Origin of the sequence: Microbacterium sp., from assembly GCF_047972865.1 — a bacterium.
In the GTDB taxonomy this organism is placed as follows: domain Bacteria; phylum Actinomycetota; class Actinomycetes; order Actinomycetales; family Microbacteriaceae; genus Microbacterium.
In genome coordinates this window covers 1-17268 of record NZ_JBKEAY010000058.1, presented here as the reverse complement: position 1 = coordinate 17268, position 17268 = coordinate 1, and the positions used below count along the sequence as shown (strand labels likewise).

At 69.9% G+C, this 17268-nt stretch carries 21 protein-coding genes and 2 tRNA genes; 14 read left to right on the top strand and 9 right to left on the bottom strand.

What is annotated here, in order from left to right:
• Positions 1-65: 65 nt before the first annotated feature.
• From ACK5KK_RS03430 to ACK5KK_RS03395, 8 genes are all read left to right on the top strand, one after another.
• The gene (locus tag ACK5KK_RS03430) at positions 66-977 is read left to right on the top strand and encodes an ABC transporter ATP-binding protein (protein ID WP_416888688.1); all 912 of its coding nucleotides are present in this window, start codon (positions 66-68) and stop codon (positions 975-977) included.
• Entirely contained in the window at positions 974-1798 is an 825-nt protein-coding gene (locus tag ACK5KK_RS03425; protein WP_416888687.1) for an ABC transporter permease subunit, read from the top strand. The genes ACK5KK_RS03430 and ACK5KK_RS03425 overlap by 4 nt, the downstream gene beginning before the upstream one ends.
• Positions 1799-1808: 10 nt before the next feature.
• The gene (locus tag ACK5KK_RS03420) at positions 1809-3035 is read left to right on the top strand and encodes a sensor histidine kinase (protein ID WP_416888686.1); all 1227 of its coding nucleotides are present in this window, start codon (positions 1809-1811) and stop codon (positions 3033-3035) included.
• On the top strand, positions 3032-3712 hold the full coding sequence (locus tag ACK5KK_RS03415) for a response regulator transcription factor (protein ID WP_416888685.1): 681 nt from the start codon (positions 3032-3034) through the stop codon (positions 3710-3712). Before ACK5KK_RS03420 ends, ACK5KK_RS03415 begins: the two co-directional genes overlap by 4 nt.
• Before the next feature lie 29 nt (positions 3713-3741).
• Positions 3742-4812: a mechanosensitive ion channel family protein gene (locus tag ACK5KK_RS03410; RefSeq protein ID WP_416888684.1), complete on the top strand. Its 1071-nt coding sequence runs from the start codon at positions 3742-3744 to the stop codon at positions 4810-4812.
• Positions 4809-5273: a globin gene (locus tag ACK5KK_RS03405; protein ID WP_416888683.1), complete on the top strand. Its 465-nt coding sequence runs from the start codon at positions 4809-4811 to the stop codon at positions 5271-5273. The genes ACK5KK_RS03410 and ACK5KK_RS03405 overlap by 4 nt, the downstream gene beginning before the upstream one ends.
• A 191-nt stretch (positions 5274-5464) precedes the next feature.
• Positions 5465-6697, top strand: a complete 1233-nt coding sequence (locus ACK5KK_RS03400) for a hypothetical protein (protein WP_416888682.1) — start codon at positions 5465-5467, stop codon at positions 6695-6697.
• Positions 6698-6746: 49 nt separating this feature from the next.
• Complete coding sequence (locus tag ACK5KK_RS03395; protein WP_416888681.1) at positions 6747-7967, top strand: hypothetical protein; 1221 nt, start codon at positions 6747-6749, stop codon at positions 7965-7967.
• Between the two features lie 24 nt (positions 7968-7991).
• Here ACK5KK_RS03395 and ACK5KK_RS03390 read toward each other — a convergent pair whose 3' ends face one another.
• Positions 7992-8657 carry a hypothetical protein gene (locus ACK5KK_RS03390; RefSeq protein ID WP_416888680.1) on the bottom strand — a complete coding sequence of 222 codons (666 nt, stop codon included), beginning with the start codon at positions 8655-8657 and terminating at the stop codon, positions 7992-7994.
• A gap of 80 nt (positions 8658-8737) precedes the next feature.
• Between ACK5KK_RS03390 and ACK5KK_RS03385 the strand changes: the two genes are divergently transcribed.
• Both ACK5KK_RS03385 and ACK5KK_RS03380 read left to right on the top strand, forming a co-directional pair.
• Positions 8738-9580 carry an acyl-CoA thioesterase gene (locus ACK5KK_RS03385; RefSeq protein WP_416888711.1) on the top strand — a complete coding sequence of 281 codons (843 nt, stop codon included), beginning with the start codon at positions 8738-8740 and terminating at the stop codon, positions 9578-9580.
• A gap of 69 nt (positions 9581-9649) precedes the next feature.
• Positions 9650-10186: a putative immunity protein gene (locus ACK5KK_RS03380; RefSeq protein WP_416888679.1), complete on the top strand. Its 537-nt coding sequence runs from the start codon at positions 9650-9652 to the stop codon at positions 10184-10186.
• An 8-nt stretch (positions 10187-10194) separates the two neighbouring features.
• Here ACK5KK_RS03380 and ACK5KK_RS03375 read toward each other — a convergent pair whose 3' ends face one another.
• The 4 genes from ACK5KK_RS03375 to ssb are packed head-to-tail and all read right to left on the bottom strand — an operon-like array spanning position 10195 to position 13480.
• Positions 10195-10680 (bottom strand): acyl-CoA thioesterase, encoded by a 486-nt coding sequence (locus tag ACK5KK_RS03375; protein WP_416888678.1) that lies wholly within the window; start codon positions 10678-10680, stop codon positions 10195-10197.
• The gene (ettA, locus tag ACK5KK_RS03370; protein WP_416888677.1) at positions 10673-12352 is read right to left on the bottom strand and encodes an energy-dependent translational throttle protein EttA; all 1680 of its coding nucleotides are present in this window, start codon (positions 12350-12352) and stop codon (positions 10673-10675) included. The genes ACK5KK_RS03375 and ettA overlap by 8 nt, the downstream gene beginning before the upstream one ends.
• A gap of 58 nt (positions 12353-12410) precedes the next feature.
• Complete coding sequence (locus ACK5KK_RS03365; protein WP_416888676.1) at positions 12411-12887, bottom strand: DUF6993 domain-containing protein; 477 nt, start codon at positions 12885-12887, stop codon at positions 12411-12413.
• A 44-nt stretch (positions 12888-12931) separates the two neighbouring features.
• Positions 12932-13480: a single-stranded DNA-binding protein gene (ssb, locus tag ACK5KK_RS03360; protein ID WP_416888675.1), complete on the bottom strand. Its 549-nt coding sequence runs from the start codon at positions 13478-13480 to the stop codon at positions 12932-12934.
• Between the two features lie 230 nt (positions 13481-13710).
• Here ssb and ACK5KK_RS03355 point away from each other — a divergent pair, with 230 nt between their 5' ends.
• Both ACK5KK_RS03355 and ACK5KK_RS03350 read left to right on the top strand, forming a co-directional pair.
• Positions 13711-13995 carry a hypothetical protein gene (locus ACK5KK_RS03355; RefSeq protein WP_416888674.1) on the top strand — a complete coding sequence of 95 codons (285 nt, stop codon included), beginning with the start codon at positions 13711-13713 and terminating at the stop codon, positions 13993-13995.
• 46 nt (positions 13996-14041) lie between these two features.
• Positions 14042-14650 (top strand): YczE/YyaS/YitT family protein, encoded by a 609-nt coding sequence (locus ACK5KK_RS03350; RefSeq protein WP_416888673.1) that lies wholly within the window; start codon positions 14042-14044, stop codon positions 14648-14650.
• A 34-nt stretch (positions 14651-14684) separates the two neighbouring features.
• Here ACK5KK_RS03350 and ACK5KK_RS03345 read toward each other — a convergent pair whose 3' ends face one another.
• Both ACK5KK_RS03345 and ACK5KK_RS03340 read right to left on the bottom strand, forming a co-directional pair.
• On the bottom strand, positions 14685-14900 hold the full coding sequence (locus tag ACK5KK_RS03345; RefSeq protein ID WP_416888672.1) for a methyltransferase: 216 nt from the start codon (positions 14898-14900) through the stop codon (positions 14685-14687).
• A 76-nt stretch (positions 14901-14976) separates the two neighbouring features.
• Positions 14977-15049, bottom strand: a tRNA-Arg gene (locus ACK5KK_RS03340).
• Positions 15050-15105: 56 nt separating this feature from the next.
• Here ACK5KK_RS03340 and orn point away from each other — a divergent pair.
• Entirely contained in the window at positions 15106-15729 is a 624-nt protein-coding gene (orn, locus tag ACK5KK_RS03335) for an oligoribonuclease (RefSeq protein ID WP_416888671.1), read from the top strand.
• Between the two features lie 35 nt (positions 15730-15764).
• Positions 15765-15840 (top strand) — tRNA-His (locus ACK5KK_RS03330).
• On the opposite strand, the gene ACK5KK_RS03325 is transcribed toward ACK5KK_RS03330, so the two are convergent.
• Together ACK5KK_RS03325 and ACK5KK_RS03320 are read right to left on the bottom strand one after the other, a co-directional pair.
• Positions 15819-16370: a recombinase family protein gene (locus ACK5KK_RS03325; protein WP_416888670.1), complete on the bottom strand. Its 552-nt coding sequence runs from the start codon at positions 16368-16370 to the stop codon at positions 15819-15821. The genes ACK5KK_RS03330 and ACK5KK_RS03325 overlap by 22 nt on opposite strands.
• Entirely contained in the window at positions 16367-16546 is a 180-nt protein-coding gene (locus ACK5KK_RS03320; protein WP_416888710.1) for a recombinase family protein, read from the bottom strand. Before ACK5KK_RS03320 ends, ACK5KK_RS03325 begins: the two co-directional genes overlap by 4 nt.
• Positions 16547-17268: the final 722 nt, after the last annotated feature.

Genomic DNA, 17268 nt, shown 5'->3' with positions numbered 1-17268 from the left:
GCGTCACCGCGTTCCGGTACCGCCGCCCGATGCCGCCGGACGCGGCGATCCGTAGCGTCGAACGCATGATCGTCGCAGAACATCTGACCAAGAGATTCGGACCCAACACAGCCGTCTCCGATGTCTCCTTCACCGTCCAGCCCGGCGTCGTCACCGGCTTTCTCGGGCCCAACGGCGCCGGGAAATCGACCACGATGCGCATGATCGTGGGCCTGGACCGGCCGACCTCGGGCAACGCCACCATCGATGGCCGCGAGTACCGATCGATGCGTTCCCCGTTGACAGAGGTCGGTATCCTCCTCGATGCGAAAGCCGTCCACTCCGGCCGCAGTGCACGCAACCACCTGCGCGCCATGGCGGCCACCCACGGTCTGCCGCGCCGTCGCGTCGACGAGGTCATCGAGCTCACCGGTCTCACCGGCGTGGCCGACCGGCGTACCGGCGGGTTCTCCCTCGGGATGGGGCAGCGTCTCGGCATCGCCTCCGCCCTGCTGGGCGACCCCGGCACGCTCGTCCTCGACGAACCCGTCAACGGTCTCGACCCCGAGGGCGTGCGCTGGGTGCGCCACTTCGTGCGCGCCATGGCCGCCGAAGGACGCACCGTGCTGCTGTCGAGCCACCTGATGAGTGAGATGGCGCAGACGGCCGATCGTGTCATCGTCCTCGGCCGGGGACAGGTCCTCGCCGACAGCCCGCTCGACGACCTCGTGCGCGCGTGGAGCACGACCTCGGTGCGCGTGCGCACCCCGCGTGCCACCGATCTGGCCTCCGCGCTGGCCGCACCCGACATCACCGTGACCGCCGAGCAGGATGGCCTGCTGCAGGTGACGGGGCTCAACGCCGAACGCATCGGCGACATCGCCCACGACGCCGGAATCCCCCTCCATGAGCTCACCCCGCTGTCCGGGTCGCTCGAGGAGGCCTACCTGGCGCTGACCGAACAATCCATCGAGTACAAGAGCAAGGACATGTCATGACCGCCACCACGAGTGCGCCGCACACCGCGCGCCCGCGCACCCAGCCGGCCTCCCGCCTCGGTTTCGGCAGGGTGCTGCGCAGCGAGTTCATCAAACTGACCACCGTGAGGTCGACCTGGTGGTCGCTGGCCATCACCCTCGTCCTCGGTGTCGGGATCTCCATCCTCTACGCCGTCGCCGTCGTGGAGTCCGATTCGGCGGACCTCATGCCCGCCATCCTCGTGGTCATCGCGCCGATCCAGCTCACGATGCTGGTGGCCGGTGTGCTGGGCGCGCTGGCGGTCACCGGCGAGTACTCCACCGGGATGATCCGCTCCACGCTCACCGCCGAACCGGTCCGCGGCATCGTCCTGGTCACGAAGGCACTGGCGGTGGCGCTTCTTCTGATGGCGACCCAGCTGGTCACCGTGGTGACCGCCCTCGCCGCGACCGCGCCGATCCTGTCGACCGGTATCGACTGGGCCGACCCGGGCGAGTCCTGGTACCCGGTGCTGTGGAGCATCGTGTCGATGGCGGTGTACGCGTTGATCGGCGTCGGCAGCGGCTTCTTGATCCGCAACGGCGGCGGCGCGATCTCCGCCACCGTCGTCCTGCTGTTCGTGCTGCCGATCATCCTCGCGATCTTCAGCGTCGGCGGGGAGGCGTGGCAATGGGTTGCCGACCTCTCGCAGTATCTGCCCGCCTCCGCCGGCCAGGAGCTCATGACGCCGACCTCGATGTTGTCCGACAACTCGCTCGCGCGGAACACGATCACGCTGCTGGCGTGGCCCGCGGCGCTGCTCACCGGGGGCTGGCTCGTTCTGCGTACGCGCGACGCGTAGTGTCGGAGTTGTGACCGTGGCAGCCGGTGGGTCGTCCCCCGACGAGGACGACCTGCCGCTGCCCGGCGCTCCCGGCACGTTCCGCCGGTTCTGGTCCCGCCATCCCACGCTGCTCGACTCCCTCATCGCCGGGTTCTGTCTCGTCTCGACCCTCACCCCGCTGCTGCTCGCGGGGGTGGCCGGCGACGAACCCCCGCTCGTGCCTGCGCTCGCCCTCCTCGTCAGCTGCGCGGCCCTGTGTTGGCGACGACGCTGGCCCCTCGCGGTGTTCGTCCTCGCCGCGGTCGCCGCGACGATCAGCATCCTCGCCGAGAGCGGGACGACCGTGTTCCTGCTCCCGTTCAGCGTGTACGCGGTCGTGCTGTACCGGTCCACCCGCGCCGGTGTCATCGCCCTGGCCGCCGTGACGGTGGCGCTCGTCCTGGCAGGGGTGGTCGTCGCCACCACGACGACCGAGACGTTCGGGGCCTCGGTGAGCACCGTCTCGGTCGCCACCGAGGTGCTCACCACCACGATCGGGGCGCTGATCGGCATCAACGTCCGCAATCGCAAGCGCTACGTCGAGGCCCTCATCGACCGCTCGCGCCGGCTGCTCGTCGAACGCGACCAGGAGGGCCGCCTAGCGACCTCGGCGGAGCGCTCCCGCATCGCGCGCGAGATGCACGACATCGTCTCCCACTCCCTCACCGTGATGGTCGCGCTCGCCGAAGGCGCCGCGGCCACTCGGGACCCCGAGCGCGCCCGCGCCGCGATCGAACAGGTCGCCGGCGCCGGCCGCAGCGCCATGCGTGACATGCGCGGGATGCTGGGGGTGCTGCGCGACGAGGGGTCGGCGCCCCTGGCTCCCGTCGACCACGACGCCATCGGCGACGCCGTCCAGCGCGCACGCCGCGCCGGGTTCCCGGTGACCCTCACCTGGCTCGGCGCGGAGAACCTGCCCCGCGCCGTGCACCTGGCGATCGTGCGGATCGTGCAGGAGGGTGTCACCAACGCGATGCGTCACGCACCGCACACGACGGGCATCGAGGTGCGGATCGGCCGCAGCTCGCGCGCCGTGGACGTCACCGTCGTCAACGACGGGGTGCACGGCCCGGTCGGCCGCGACGGATACGGGGTCCGGGGGGTGCGCGAACGCGTCGAACACGTCGGGGGCACCATCGAGGTGGGGCCGATGCCGCCGTCGGGGTGGCGGGTCCACGCGGTGCTGCCGCTTTCCGACTCTGAGGAGGATACATGAGCGTCCGCCTTCTTCTCGTGGACGACCAGGAGCTGATCCGCGTCGGGTTCCGCCTCGTCCTCGAGGCCGAGGACGACCTCGAGGTCGTCGGTGAAGCATCCGACGGCCTCCAGGCGGTGGAACAGGCGCGCCGGCACCGTCCCGACGTCGTCCTGATGGACGTGCGGATGCCGCGTTCGGACGGCATCCGCGCCACCGCGGAGATCCTCGCGGAGGTGCCGCAGACGCGGGTGCTGATCCTCACGACGTTCGACCTCGACGAGTACGCCTTCGCGGCGCTCGAAGCCGGCGCCAGCGGCTTCCTCCTCAAAGACGCGCAGCGCTCCGAACTGGTCGGCGCGGTCCGTGCGATCGCCCGCGGCGACGCGGCGCTGGCGCCGCGGGTCACCAAACAGCTCATCGCCCGGATGAGCCCGGTCATCCCGAGCGACGAGAACGACCGCGCCGAGACGCTGACCGACCGTGAGCGGGACGTGTTCCTGGCGATGGGCCGCGGGCTCACCAACGCGGAGATCGCCGCCGCGCTCTTCCTCGGGGAATCGACCGTGAAGACCCACGTGGGACGGGTGCTGTCCAAGCTCGGCGCGCGTGACCGCGTCCATGCGGTCATCCTCGCGCACCGCTACGGCCACGTCTCCGTCGCCGACGGCCCCGAGGACGCCACGCCGCCCGCCTGAGCGCGGTCGGGCTGGCTAGGATCGTGGCGATGAGCACGACGTCCCCCGTTGAGGAACCCGCCCCCGGCGACCTGTGGCAGGTCGTGACGGCTTGGCTGACCGAAGCCGGCTCCGACCTGCTCGCCGTCATCGGCATCGTGCTGGGTGGCATCCTGATCGCCTGGCTGTTGCGGATCATGATCCGGCGCATCGTCGCAAGAATCGTGTCCAGCGCGAAGACGAAGGCGAACGTCGTGGACACGCGGGCGCTCGAGCACTCCCCGCTCGCCGAGATGCGCCTCGTGCAGCGCACCCACACGCTCGGGTCCATCCTCCAGAACATCGTCAACGTCGCGGTCGTGGCGGTGGGCGCACTGCTCATCGTCAACGTCCTGGCGCCCGGCGCGTTGGGCTCGTTCGCGCTGCTGTCGGCGGCGGTGGGGGCCGGACTCGGCTTCGGCGCACAGAACATCGTCAAGGACGTGCTCAACGGCATCTTCCTCGTCGCCGAGGACCAGATCGGCATCGGCGACGTCGTCGATCTGGGCCTGGCGACGGGCATTGTGGAGTACGTGAGCGTCCGGGTGACTCACGTGCGTGATGTCAACGGCACGCTCTGGTATGTGCGCAACGGCGAGATCACCCGCATCGGCAACATGTCGCAGGGCTGGTCCCGGGTGGTCGTCGACGTCTCGGTCCCCGCCTCCGTCGACGTGGCCGCGGTGGAACGGGCGATGCTCGATGCCGCTGCCGCACTCGCCACGACCCCCAAGTGGCGCACGCGGATCGTGGACGAACCCGAGGTCTGGGGCCTGGAGTCGATCGCGGGCGACGTCCTCGTGATCCGGCTGGTGATGAAGACGCGCGCGAACGCGCGCGACGACGTGGCCCACGAGCTGCGCGTGCGGCTCAAGAACGCCCTCGGCGAGGAGGGCATCCCGCTGCCGCGGCTGGAGACGGTCACGCTGACCGGATCGGATGCCGTCCAACGGGTGCGCGGCGCCAACCCGCCCACGACGAAACCGACGCCCGCACCGGCCGCCCGCGGTTTCTGGAAGTCGCGGCGGGCCGCCCACCTCGACGCGACATCCGACGACACCGACGAGGACACTCCCGCATGACGACGACGCGCAGCTTTTACGACGAGGTCGGCGGGCACGCCACGTTCGCCCGCCTGGTCGAGACCTTCTACCGCGGCGTCGCCGACGACGAGGCGCTGCGGCCGATGTATCCCGAGGAGGACCTGGGGCCGGCGGCCGAGCGGTTGCGGATGTTCCTGGAGCAGTATTGGGGCGGACCGGCGACCTACAGCGAGCGGCGTGGCCATCCGCGCCTGCGTATGCGGCACGCACCGTTCCACGTCGATCCGGCCGCACGCGACCGCTGGCTCGCGCACATGCGCGTCGCCGTCGACGACCTCGGGCTCTCCCCGCTTCACGAAGCGACACTCTGGGACTATCTGGAGCGCGCCGCGCATGCCATGGTGAACACGTTCGAGCCGGCCGGCGGCGACCCCGGACGCGCAACCCTGCCGTTGCGGACCGAGCCCGCTCGACCTGCGGACGGCGAGCCGTCCGACTGACCAACCCGCGCCGCGACTTCCCCGCGTATCGGGGGGGTGGGAGGAACGGTCGGGAGCGGCCTCGGCGAGGTGACGGATGCCTGCTCGTCGTGCGTGGCGAGGCCGTTCGTCGGCCACGCCACCGCGTGTCCGCCGGCACGCCCATCGCTCCCGCCACCTCAATTGAGAATAATTCTCATTACACTGGAGGAGTGCTCCCGTCCCCCCTCCCCGCCGTCCGCGCGCACCTGGCCTTTGCGGCGAGCGCGTGCGGGGTGATCCTGCTGAACGGGTGTGCGGCGACCCCCGCGGCGACACCGCAACCGCGCGAGGAGTCGGCGACCGCCGTCGCCGGCCCCGAGGAGGTCGCGCGGGCGCAGCGCAGTCTGGCCGTCGTCGACTCCGCCGGTGCGCTGACCCTGACGAACCTCGTGGAGACGACACCGCCCGCCGCGATCGCCGGCGGCGCGCACACGGAGGTCACCGCCCTGCGCAGCGACGGACGTTTTCTGTTCCGCGTGTCCGGTGACGGCGCGCACACACGCATCGATGTCGTCGACTCGGGTGTGTGGACGGCGCCGCACGGCGAGCACACTCATTCGTATCGCGCGCCCAGCCGCGAGATCTCCGGTGCGATCACCGGGACCGGTCCGGCGCACGTGCGGTCGACCGTCTATGACACGACCGTCGCCTTCCCCGCCGAGGGGACCGTGTACGTCCTCGATGCCGAGACCCTCGCCGACGGTGAGATCGGCGAGCCGCAGGTCATCGCGACGGCCGCGCACGAGGGCCTGCGCGCGACGCCGTACGCGGGTGTGACGCTCGTGACGGTGCGCGAGGGCGAGGACACCGTGATCGCGGCTTTCGACGCGGACGGCGAGCGGATGGCCCCCACGGCGCCGTGCCCCGAACCCCGGGACGTCGAGGTGACCGACGCCGCGGCGGTCTTCCTGTGTGCGGACGCCGCGGTCGTGACGACTCGGACGCGCGGCGAGCTCGCGTTCGACACCGTTCCGCTGCCCGCGGCGGCCGGACCGGCGTTGCTCCGTGGGCACGGTGACGCACTCGTGGGAATCGGCGCGGCAGGGGATCTGTGGCGCCTCGATGTCCGAAACCACGTGTGGACGTCCGCCGAGACGGTCGCACCGCTCCGGGCCGCGATCGGCGTCGACGATGACGAAGTGGCGGCGGTCGCCGTGGACGCCGAGGGACGCGCGGTCACCGTCGACCACGATGGCGCGGTACGCGCGACCTCCGCGCCGATCGTGCCCCGTTCGGCGCGGGCGGAACCGTCCCCTTCGATCCGGATGGTCACCGATGACGACGGCGTCTACGTGCTCGGCGCCGACGACGACGTCGTCGCGATCGTCGACTACCGCGACACCGAACTCACCGCCGTCACCGTCGCCGCGTCGTCCCCCGAAGACCTCGCGCTCGTCGGCTGATGTCCCGGGGCCCGAGGGCCCCTCCCCCAAGAAGGAAAGAAGAAAACACATGACCCGCACCGTTCACCACCGGCTGCTGTGGGGCGCCGTCGCGACCGTCGCCGCGGTGGCGCTGGCCGGATGCAGCAGCGCCACTCCCGCATCCACCGACACCACCGCGGACGAGACCGCGCAGGCCGAACCGGCCGGCGGCCCCCGTATCGCGCTCACGTACGAGGGCGGGCTTCTGGTCGTCGACGGCGACACACTCGAGACGATCGCCGACATCCCCGTCGACGAGTACGTGCGCATCAACACCGCCGGCGACACCAACGGCCACGTGTTCGTCACGACCGCCGCAGGTTTCCAGGTGCTCGACACCGGCCTGGTCTCCGGCACCGCCGAGCTGACCGACGTCGTCTTCCCGGCGCAGTCGGGCTCGCACGCCGTGGCCCATGACGGCCGGACGGCCCTGTTCGCCGACGGCACCGGTGATGTGACGCTGTTCGACACGAACGCCGTCACCGACGATGCGCTCCCGCCCGTCGAGACAGTGGCCTCCGAGCACGCCCACCACGGTGTCGCGGTACCGCTGTCGGACGGCAGCCTCGTGACAACCCTCGGCACCGCGGAGGACGGGGCTTGGGGCGTGCACGTGCTCGACGCCGCGGGCGAGGAGATCACCCGGTTCGAGGACTGCCCCGGACTGCACGGCGAGGGCACCGTGACCGGCGAGACCGTCGTGATCGGCTGCCACACCGGGCCGTTCATCTACCACGACGGGGAGTTCGTGAAGCTGACGTCCCCGGACGAGTTCGGCCGCGTCGGCAACATGTACACCGACGCCACCAGCGAGATCGCGGTCGGCGACTACAAGAACGACCCCGATCAGGAGGGGTACCTGCTCACCGCGATCACGCTGATCGACACCGCCGACGAAACCCTGAAGGTCGTCGATCTTCCCGACGGGGCGAGCTACACCTGGCGCGGTGTCGGCCGTGACGCGGACAGCAACGCCGTCGTGCTGAGCTCGGACGGCAAACTCTACGTCATCGACGAGGTGACCGGTGACGTCCTCGACTCCTGGGACGTCATCGCCCCCTGGGAGGGACCCGAGGAGTGGCAGCTGCCGCATCCCGCTCTGGCGACCGCCGACGGCACCGCGTATGTGACCGAGCCGGCCACCCAGTCCATCCACAAGGTCGATGTGAGCACCGGCCAGATCGAAACGACCGGCGCCCTCCCTCACGCACCCGCGGAGATCGTGATCGTCGACGGTCACGGCCACTGACGAGTCCGGGCGGCCGGCGGCGCGTCAGCGTCCCCCGGTCGCCCGGACCTGCGTCAACCCGGACGTCGTCCGGCGGCGGCTGAGGACGTGTCCGCGCCGCAGACTGACCCGAGACCAGGGTCCGGCACGGAACCGACCCGCCGGTTCGCCCTCACCGAGGAACCCGAGCGCACGCGCCGCGAACGCGACACCGCGCGGCAGACCGCCCAGGTCATCGTCGGCCTCCCCCCATACCGACGCGCGAACCGTGCGCACGACGTCTTCGCCCGGGTGGGACGGCAGCGCGCGGGCGACGGCAGCGGATCCCCACGCGGCCCGCGCCTCGATCACGGCGGAGTCGATCATCCCCACGCGCTCCCAGCCGGCGCGCGGCGGGGCGATGCCCGCCCACGGAACCGACACCGCCACCTCCGGCAGCACGACCGAAGCCGCACCCGTCGGGGTCAGCGCGCTCGCCTCGACCACCAGGTCGCACACCAGTTCCGGGTCGACCGGAAGGGCGCGCATGCCGATCACCGTCGGGGTGTCGTCGAGGAGCGTCACCGGCGCCAGCGGCGCGCACGTCATGGCCAGCACCCCATCCACGGCACGGAGCCGGACGGTGCCGTCGCCGACGGCAGCGGCGCGGCCGGAGAAGGTGAGCGCGTCCGCGGCGGTCTCCGCATCGAGGAAGATCAGGCGCTCGCTCACCGCCCTAAACTAGCAAGCAGTCTCCAGACCCGAGAAGCTGAGGAGCCGAGGTGGCCGAACCCCGCGACACCGTCGCCGGCATGCTGTCGGTGCTGGATCTGGTCGACAGCGGCGCACGCACCACGGAGGACATCTTCACCGGTGCGTCGCAGCCGATGCCAGGAGGTCGTGTCTTCGGGGGTCAGGTGCTCGCCCAGGCCGTGATCGCGGCGCAACGCACGGCGCCGCCCGATCGCGTGCCCCACTCGATGCACGGCTACTTCCTCCGGCCGGGCGATGCCAACGCCGGCATCACCTTCAGCGTCGACCGCATCCACGACGGCCGATCGTTCGCGACGCGTCGTACCCAGGCGTTCCAGGCGGGGGTGCCGATCTTCTCGATGATCGCGTCCTTCGAGCACGAGGACGAGGGGCTCGACCACCAGGCGGCGATGCCCGCCGGCGTGCCGGACCCGGAGGGACTGCCGGGGATGGAGCAGCTCGAGGGTCACCCGTTCAGCCGGCGAGGGTGGGCTGAGCGTCCCATCGACGCGCGACGAGTGGAGGCCCCCGTCCGCGACGAGGACGACCCCGCGCACCTTCCCCGGCAGGCGGTGTGGATGCGCACACGCGCCCCGATCGGCGACGACCCCGGGCTGCATCGTGCGGTGCTCGCGTACCTGAGCGACATGACGATTCAGGACGCGGTCCTCCGCGCGCACGACGTGCCGTGGGCGATGCCCGGTCTGCGCGTCGCGAGCCTGGACCACGCGATGTGGTGGCACCGGCCGGGCCGCGTCGACGAGTGGCTGCTCTACGTCCAGGAGTCGCCGAGCGCGCGCGCCGGCCGCGGCATGGCGACCGGGCGCATCTTCACCCGCGACGGAGTCCTCGTCGCCTCCGTCGCGCAAGAGATCATGGTGCGCGTCCCGGCTCGTTCCTGACGTTGTCCGCACGTCGATTCCGGGCCGTAACACAGCCACGGCGCGCGAAAAGCGTGAAACAGTGGAGGCATGGCCTCACCGCAGGCGTTGAGCGAATCTGACAGACGCACCGTCGCCGCGTGGGCGGCGGAGTGCGCCGAGCACGTCTTCCCTCTGTTCGACGCGGCAGAACCACACGATCCGCGGGTGCGCGACGCGATCGACCGCGCGCGCGCGTACAGCCGCGGAGAGCTGCGCACCGCCGACGAGATCCGGCATCGGGGGCTGGCCAGCGGCGCGGCCAGGTCGGCCCACACCGCCGTCGCCCGTGCGGCCGCGCGTGCCGCAGGGCAGGCATCGGCCGTGGCGCACATGGGCGCCCACGCCCTGGGTGCCGCCGCGTACGCGGCGAAGGCGATCGCCCTCGCCGCTCCCGATCGTCCCGAGGCCGCCCACGACGAGGTGCAGTGGCAGCTGGCGCAGACCGACGGTGACGTGCGGGTGGCGCTGCGCCTGCTCCCGCCGGTCGGCCAGGACCGCAGCGGACCACTGAGCCCCGGGCTCCTATCGACCGGACTCCTCGGTGACGTCGTGCGCGAGATCCAGGCGGCGCTGGTCGCTCGCTGACTCGCCTGTCAGGGGCGACCGCGGTAGCGCAGCGGCACGCCGACGTAGGGCGCCCACGCCGCCCGCATCTCGGCGGTGAGCCGGGTGGGTGAGCCCGAAGCGGCGTCGACGACGACGACGACGGTGGTCGCGCGCACGTGCAGCGTCGGTTCGCCTCCGGGAGGCGACGAGAACACTTCGTAGCAGACGTCGGCGCTGGAGCCGCCGAGCGCACCGAACCACATCTGCACATCCAGCGGTGGGCGCCGGTACGGCACCGGGGCGAGGTAGTCGATCTCCTGCCGCGCCACGAACATCTGCACACCCGAGTCCGCCCCCGAGTCGATCACCGCCGTCGGCGGGGCATCCTCACCCGGCAGCGGCGCCCAGAACGCGCGAATACGGGCCTCTTCGAGCAGGCGCAACATGGTCGCGTTGTTGACGTGGGCGAACGCGTCCAGGTCACCCCACCGCAGCGCGATCGGGATGTGCAGGCGTACGCCGCCGTCAGTCACGCGTGAGCTTGCGGTACGTCGACTTCGCGGGGTTGGCGGCGTCGGGCCCGAGCCGCTCGATTTTGTTCGCCTCGTAGGCCTCGAAGTTGCCCTCGAACCAGTGCCACGTGTCCGGGTCGTCCTCGGTGCCCTCGTACGCGAGGATGTGCGTGGCGATCCGATCGAGGAACCACCGGTCGTGGGTGATGACCACGGCGCAGCCGGGAAACTCCAGCAGCGCGTTCTCCAACGACTGCAGGGTCTCGACGTCGAGGTCGTTGGTGGGCTCGTCCAGCAGCAGCAGGTTGCCGCCCTCCTTGAGAGTGAGGGCCAGGTTCAGCCGGTTGCGCTCACCACCGGAGAGCACGCCCGCCTTCTTCTGCTGATCGGGGCCCTTGAAGCCGAACTTGGAGACGTAGGCGCGGGAGGGGATCTCCGTCTTGCCGACGGTGATGATGTCGAGGCCGTCGCTGACGACCTCCCACAAGGTCTTCTGCGGATCGATGTTCGCGCGGGACTGGTCGACGTAGCTGATCTTGACGGTCTCGCCGATCTTCAGGTCACCGCCGTCGAGCGGTTCCAGCCCGACGATGGTCTTGAACAGCGTCGTCTTGCCCACGCCGTTGGGACCGATCACCCCCACAATGCCGTTGGGAGGCAGGCTAAAGCTCAGTCCGTCAATCAACGACCGGCCGTCGAAGCCCTTCTGCAGCTTCTTGGCTTCGATCACCACGTTCCCCAGGCGCGGCCCGGGCGGGATCTGGATCTCCTCGAAGTCGAGCTTGCGCGTGCGCTCGGCCTCAGCGGCCATCTCCTCATAGCGCGCCAGGCGCGCCTTCGACTTGGCTTGCCGGCCCTTGGCGTTGGAGCGCACCCAGTCAAGCTCTTCGGCCAGCCGCTTGGCGAGCTTGGCATCCTTCTTGCCCTGGATGTCGAGGCGCTCACGCTTCTTCTCCAGGTAGGTCGAGTAGTTGCCTTCGTACCCGATGAGCCGGCCCCGGTCGACCTCGGCGATCCACTCGGCGACGTTGTCGAGGAAGTACCGGTCGTGGGTGATGGCGATGACGGCGCCTGGGTACTTCTGCAGGTGCTGCTCCAGCCACAGCACGCTCTCGGCGTCCAGGTGGTTGGTGGGCTCGTCCAGCAGCAGCAGGTCGGGCTTTTGCAGCAGGAGCTTGGTGAGCGCGACGCGACGCTTCTCGCCACCGGACAGGTGAGATACAGCGGCGTCGCCGGGTGGTGTTCGCAGCGCGTGCATCGCCTGCTCGAGCTGAGAGTCGAGGTCCCACGCGTCGGCGGCGTCGATCTCCTCCTGCAGCGTGCCCATCTCCGCCAGCAACGTGTCGAAGTCGGCGTCGGGGTCGCTCATCAGCGCGGAGATCTCGTTGAAGCGGTCGAGCTTCCCCTTGATCGCGACGCCCTCCTCGATGTTCTCCCGCACGGTCTTGGACTCGTCGAGCTCGGGCTCCTGCATGAGGATGCCGACGGTGAACCCGGGGCTCAGCGTCGCGTCTCCGTTCGAGGGCTGGTCCAGACCCGCCATGATCTTCAGGATCGTCGACTTTCCGGCGCCGTTGGGGCCCACCATGCCGATCTTCGCCCCCGGCAGGAACGCCATCGTGACGTCGTCGAGGATCAGCTTGTCGCCCACCTTTTTGCGGGCGCGGACCATCTGATAGATGTACTCAGCCATAACGGGCCAAGTCTACGCGGGCGGCGCGGGCACCCGCGTCACGCCTCGGGACCTGCGGTCACCAGTCGATCGGGCGCGTCTGGCCCACCAGGCATCCACCCTCGGGCAGTTCGGGCAGCACGATCGCGGTCGGCTCGGGCGTCGACGGCCCCACCTGCCCGACGAGGCATTCCCCGTCCCACAGCACCGAGAACTGGATGGCATCCACCGCGTGGCCCACGGAAGTCTGATCGGGCGTGAGTTGCATCGCGTCCTTGTCGAAGCCAGCCTCGACGAGCGCATCGATGTAGGCGCGCCCGGCCACGGTGTCGCTGGATTCAGCGACCTGCTTCACGAGGTGGCGGAATAGCGGCAGGTTGTCGGTCGCCGATCCGTTCGGGAAGAACTCGACCGGATCGGCCGTCGCCGTCGCCGAGGGCGACGGCATCGTCGTCGCGGTTGGGCTCGGCTCCGCGGTCGGCGTGCACGCGACCAGCGCGGCCAGCGCGGTCACCTGGCAGACGGCGACGACCGGGAGCCAACGACGGGGGTGCACCCTGCTACTTTAGGCCGCGTCCCGCGCCGCACGGCGCGACTCGCTCAGAACGGGACCGTCTCGGCGGGTGCCCACTCCGACTCTGCCGGACCCGTCGGAGCCGCGGCATCCGGCGGCCCGTCCACACCACCTGGCTCACCCGGACCAGCCGTCTGCCACTCCTCGACGGCGTGGTCGGCGCCCGGGGCAGCCCAGCCCTCGTGGGGGCGGGTCGGGGCGGCGGCCTCGCTGCGGGCTCCCGCGGTTCTGCGGTAGGTCGTCACGCCCCACAGCAAGTCGTGGCCGATCGCGTCGGCGTCGAGCTCCGCGTCAACGCCCCGGCGTCCGTTCGCCTCCCATTCCTTCAGCCGCAACCGGCCCGTGACGATGACGCGCTCGCCCTTGCTGACCGATTCCAGAACGTTCTCGGCCAGCGACCGGTAGGCGGACACGGAATACCAGCTCGTGCCGTCGTCAACCCACGTGCTCGTCGTGCGATCCCACCGCGTGCGGTTGCAGGCGATGCGGAAGCCCGCGATCGCGAGCCCCGAGTGGGTGCTGCGCCGTTCGGGAACGGTGCCGACCGTTCCGACCAGGGTGATGTGCTCGGCCATGATGATCTCCTTCCCCGCGGGACGGTCCCGCGGCCTGCTCCGGCGCCCGGTGCCCGTCGGGCGCCGGAGCTGCACCCAGTGAACGCCGACACGACGACCCACGGGCCTGCCCGCGCCGCGATTGTGCGCAACGCGCCGAAATCGCAGCCGGTGGAGGACGAGACGGCGCCGCGGCCCGGACGACGCGATGTCGGAACCCACGCCTAGCCTGTGCGAAGGAGGTGGGGACGATGAGGACCAGCAGCACGGTCAGCAGCACGGGGACCAGCAGCACAGGAACAAGGGCGGATGCGGCCCTCGTTGTGGCCGGGCGCGAGGTGCGACTGCTCTCGGTGGGTGAACGCGCGTGGCGCGTTCTCGATGCGCGGGGGCGAGTGTGGGGAAACCTGGACGCGCGCGACGTCAACGGATCACGACGGTACCGTGCGAAACGATTCCGCGCCGGTTCGGGCGGGTTCGTCGCCGTGGGCGAGTTCTGGTCGCCCGTCGACGCGGTCGCCGCACTCCGCGGCTGACCGTGCGGCGGCGCCGCTCGGCTTGGCATGCGGTTGGATGGCTTCCATGGCGTTGCGACTGGTCCGGCTGGTGGTCGGGCTCGTGCTGTTCGGCGTGGGCACGGCGATCACCGTCCGCGCGGGCATCGGGCTGGACCCGTGGACGGTGCTGGCGCAAGGACTGTCGCAGCAGACCGGGATCGGCATCGGGTGGATCACGAACATCGTCGGGTTCCTCGTCATGCTGCTGTGGATTCCGTTGCGACAGCGCCCCGGCATCGGCACGATCGGGAACATCCTGCTGGTGGGCACCAGCATCCAGCTCACGCTCCCGCTGCTGCCGGCCGTCGAGGGTTTCCTGGTGCAGGTGGCCGTGTTCGTCGCCGGAGTGGTCGTCGTGGCCGCGGCCTCCGGCCTGTACATCGGGGCACACCTCGGACCGGGTCCGCGCGACGGGCTGATGACCGGATTGCACGACCGATTCGGATGGCCGCTGTGGGCCTGCCGGTTCGGGGTCGAAGCCACCGTGTTACTGGCGGGGTGGCTGCTGGGCGGCACCGTCGGACTGGGGACGGTTCTGTTCGCGGTGCTGATCGGACCACTGGTGCACCTGGCACTGCGGTGGATGGAGCGCCCGGCACGGCCGCCCGCGACCGCACCCGAACCCTCGTCGTGAGCGCCGCGCGAGCTGGTGAATGCGACGGGGCCGATCAGTGTTCGCGGAATTGCGGGCGGGGCGAACCGGCCCGCATGTGCGCGTGGAGCGCGTTCTTCGCGATGTCCATGGTCGGGTAGCTTCCCAGCGCCTCCGAGGCGCCGGCCATCGTGACGGTATAGGTGTCGTCCGCTTTGCGGATCGTACCGACGACATTGCCTTCGGCGCCGTACGCGACCCAGATGGTGGAGGTGGTCGAAGTGGTGCTCATGGTGGAACTCCTTCCGATGATTCAGACCGTACGCCCCGGCGGCCACCGGCGCCAGAGGCACGGGGGAAGGATGCCGTGCCCCCGACAGGATTCGAACCTGTGACCCGCGGATTAGAAGGCCGCCGCTCTATCCACTGAGCTACGGGGGCGTGCCACCAGGGTAGCGTCCGCGGGTCGTGTCGCACGCCGTCAGTAGACTGAGCGGATGGCAGGTGTGTACGAGAGCGACCGACTGGTGTGGATCGATTGCGAGATGACCGGTCTGGATCTCGCCGTCGATGAACTGGTGGAGATCGCGATCGTGGTCACCGATTTCGACCTGCAGATGCTCGACCCGGGTTTTCAGGCCGTCATCCGACCCGACGCATCGGCCCTGGCGAACATGGGTCCGTTCGTCACCAAGATGCACGAAGACTCGGGCCTCCTCGACGAGATTCCGCAGGGCATCTCGCTGGCCGACGCCGAGTTCCGGGCGTTGGAGTACATCCAGCAGTTCGTCCCGGAGGGCAAGGCACCGCTGGCGGGCAACACGATCGGCACCGACCGGATGTTCCTGGCGAAGTACATGCCCCGAGTCGACCGCTGGCTGCACTACCGCAACGTCGATGTCTCCAGCATCAAGGAACTCTCACGCCGGTGGTACCCGCGCGCGTTCTTCAACGCGCCCGAGAAGAACGGCGGGCACCGCGCCCTCGCCGACATCCGCGAATCGATCCGCGAGCTCGCCTACTATCGTCAGGCCGTCTTCGTCCCCGATCCGGGGCCGTCCAGCGAGTCCGCCCGCGAGGCATCAGCCGCGACGGTGGCATCGTTCGACGCCGGGCTGTAATACACTTGTGTGGTTGCCCGCACGTCGGGCACATGGTGGGTATAGCTCAGTCGGTAGAGCACCTGGTTGTGGTCCAGGGGGTCGCGGGTTCAAGTCCCGTTACTCACCCCAAACGGGTCAGGTGTGAACTTGCGACCAAGGGTCCGCCCTTGGTCGCGGTTCGCGCCTGGCCCATCTTCTTTGCCTCGGCGGCCCAGCTCAGGGCGTCGGCATGGCCCACAGAACACGGCGCCCTTCAAGTAGTGCTCATGGACGTGCGTTGCGTCGGCTGCTGAGCGGTGCGTGCCGAGCGCGGTCTGCACCTGGTCCCACACCTCGTTGGGGACGATCGCCTCGTGCACTCCCGCGTACGTGACTCCCTGGTAGCGGACGCCGCCCTCGTAGTGCGGGTTGGTCAGCATCCGATGCACCGACGACTTACCGATGGGCCGGGATGGTCGCCGCGGCGTCGCTGCCGTCGTGAGGCCCCGCGCCACCACCTCTTGGCGGAGCTGGCTGGGCGTCCAGTCGCCGGAGGCGAACACCCGGAACGCCCACCGAACCAGTCGGGCTCGTTCCTCGTCGACCTCGACGGCGCGTACTTCCCGCCCGAAGTCGTCGCGCGCGCCGACGTTGAGGTAGCCGATGGGCGCCTTCGTCACGGTGCCGCCCTGCGCAGCCTTCTGCGACAGACCCTTAACGACCTCGGTGGCGAGGTTGCGACCTTGTGGACGATGCAGTACTTCGTCTTGTGCTTGGCCACGTACTGAATCATCCGCATGAGCTCAGGCCGGTCGGCCTTGCGCGCGGATTCACCCGCGTCGACGAACTCCTCGATGATTGTCGCTCCCAGCTGGTCGGCCTTGCGCTGGTTCGCCTCGCGCTATGCCGGGATCGAGAAGCCCTCCGCCTGGCCACCCTTCTCCGCCTGCTCCTTCGTGGAGACCCGCAGGTAGGAGACGGCGAATGATCCGGGGAACGGGGCACGATCCCGCTTGCTGGAGTGCCAGGCGAATCAGCAGCTCGCCCGAGCTTGTCCAGGTCGGGCGGCTCGTGGAACTCGGCGCGGATCGTCAGTTCGCGCTCGCTCTGCTGACGCTGCCCGGTCTTCCGTTCATAGCGGCACGCCACGATTCACACCTCGCCCGTCTCCGGGTCCATGCCCGCGAATGATCAGCGGGGACGAGCGCCCGAGGGGGGTATGGAGTGGATGTGGGCGGCGGGTACGGATGAAGCGCGCTGGAAGGTAGCGTGATGGGCGTGCTTTGCCTGTAATCAAGGTTGATTATGATGTGGTTATGGCCGATATGAGTGCGCGAGAGGTCGCGGCGAGGCTGGGTGTGAAACTGGATACCGTGTACGCCTACGTCAGCCGCGGGATGCTCACAACGCGGGGGGAGGCGGGATCGCGTCGGAGCTTGTTCGACTCGGATGAGGTCGAGGTTCTTGCACGTCGCGGGCGGCCAAGGCGAAGCACCCGACCCGCAGCGCTTGATCTGATCGTGGAGACGGAGTTGACAGAGGTCGTCGATCAGCGGGTTCGCTATCGTGGCCTCGACG